The organism is Mesorhizobium sp. M7A.F.Ca.CA.004.04.2.1, from assembly GCF_004022825.1.
Taxonomy (GTDB): Bacteria; Pseudomonadota; Alphaproteobacteria; order Rhizobiales; family Rhizobiaceae; genus Mesorhizobium.
Genome location: NZ_RZPH01001213.1, coordinates 1 through 1,593 on the forward strand (window position 1 = coordinate 1; position 1,593 = coordinate 1,593).

2 protein-coding genes are annotated in these 1,593 nt (G+C 65.2%); both read right to left on the reverse strand.

The features are described 5' to 3' along the window. Positions 1 to 17 precede the first annotated feature (17 nt). On the reverse strand, positions 18 to 1,391 hold the full coding sequence (gene accC, locus EN893_RS33110; protein ID WP_127269420.1) for an acetyl-CoA carboxylase biotin carboxylase subunit: 1,374 nt from the start codon (positions 1,389 to 1,391) through the stop codon (positions 18 to 20). 4 nt (positions 1,392 to 1,395) lie between these two features. Next, complete coding sequence (locus tag EN893_RS39630) at positions 1,396 to 1,554, reverse strand: acetyl-CoA carboxylase biotin carboxyl carrier protein subunit (RefSeq protein ID WP_348632534.1); 159 nt, start codon at positions 1,552 to 1,554, stop codon at positions 1,396 to 1,398. Positions 1,555 to 1,593: the final 39 nt, after the last annotated feature.

Sequence of the window (1,593 nt, forward strand, 5' to 3'; positions counted from 1 at the left end):
CAAGCCTTTCGATCTCCTCAATCGTCATCGCCGCCTCGTCCCTGGAGCAGACCGCCTTCAATGAGACGTTCGAGATGATGGATATCGAAGCCGCCGGCAGCGAAGCCGGGCTCGTCCATCAGGAGGCCGTGCAGCGGCGCGTTGGTGGCGATGCCGACAGCCTCCATCTCGCCCAGCGCGCCGCTCATGCGCCGGATCGCCTCGGCTCGCGTCACGCCATGCGCCAGCAGCTTGGCCACCAATGAATCGTAGTGCGGCGGGACGGTGTAGCCGGAGTAGAGATGCGATTCGACGCGGATTCCGGGACCTCCGGGCGGCGTCCAGCGCTCGACCCGGCCCGGATGCGGGCGAAAGCTGTATGGATCTTCAGCGTTGATGCGGCATTCGACGGCGTGGCCCTGGATGCGGATGTCTTCCTGGCTGAACGACAGGGGTTCGCCCCGGGCGATGCGGATCTGCTCGCGCACGATATCGATGCCGGTGACAAGTTCCGTGACGGGATGCTCCACCTGCACGCGGGTGTTCATCTCGATGAAAGAGAAGCGCCCGTCCTCGTAGAGGAATTCGAATGTGCCCGCGCCTGTATAGCCGATGGTCAGGCATGCCTGGGCACACAGCTCGCCGATCTCGGCAACCGCCTCGCGGGCGATGCCGGGCGCCGGCGCCTCCTCGATGATCTTCTGGTGGCGGCGCTGCATGGAGCAATCCCGCTCGCCGAGCCAGACCGCCCTGCCATGCTTGTCCGCCAGAATCTGGATCTCGATATGGCGCGGATGCTCGAGGAATTTTTCCAGATAGACTTGCGGGTTGCCGAACGCCCGGTCCGCCTCTTTCACCGCCATTGAAACGGCTTCCATCAGGGCGTGCTGCTCGCGCACGATGCGCATGCCGCGCCCGCCGCCGCCGCCCGCTGCCTTGACGATGACCGGATAGCCGATGGCCTCGGCAATGGCGCGCACTGCCTGCTCGTCCTGCGGCAGCGCACCCTCCGACCCTGCAACGCAGGGAACGCCGGCGGCGATCATCGTGCGCTTGGCGGAGACCTTGTCGCCCATGGTGCGGATCGCCGCCGCGGACGGCCCGATGAAGATGAGACCGGCATTCTCAACAGCCTCGGCGAAGGCGGCGTTTTCCGAGAGGAAACCATAGCCCGGATGGATCGCGCCGGCGCCGGTAAGTTGCGCGGCCGCGATGATCTCGGCGATGTTGAGATAGCTCTCCGTCGCGGCCGCCGGTCCGATGCAGATCGCCCTGTCCGCCAGCGCGACATGTCGAAGGCTCGCATCCGCTTCCGAGTGCGCCGCCACCGTCTTCAATCCGAGGTCGCGGCAGGCGCGCAGGATGCGCAGCGCGATTTCACCACGATTGGCGATAAGGACGGTGTCGAACATCGCCTCAGCCCAAATCTTCGAGAACGAACAGCACATCGCCGGACTGCACCGCGGCATGGTCGTCGAACGCGATCTGGACGATCCGCCCAGCGCGATCGGATTCCACGACATTGAACGTCTTCATGGCTTCGAGGACACCAACCTTCTGCCCTTCCACGACCATATCGCCAACCGAAGCGAGCGGCGGTTCACCTTCGGTGCC

Excerpts from the sequence above, each read along its gene's own strand:
- accC (WP_127269420.1), bottom strand. The coding sequence starts at position 1,391 with ATGTTCGACACCGTCCTTATCGCCAATCGTGGTGAAATCGCGCTGCGC.
- EN893_RS39630 (WP_348632534.1), bottom strand. The coding sequence starts at position 1,554 with ATGGTCGTGGAAGGGCAGAAGGTTGGTGTCCTCGAAGCCATGAAGACG.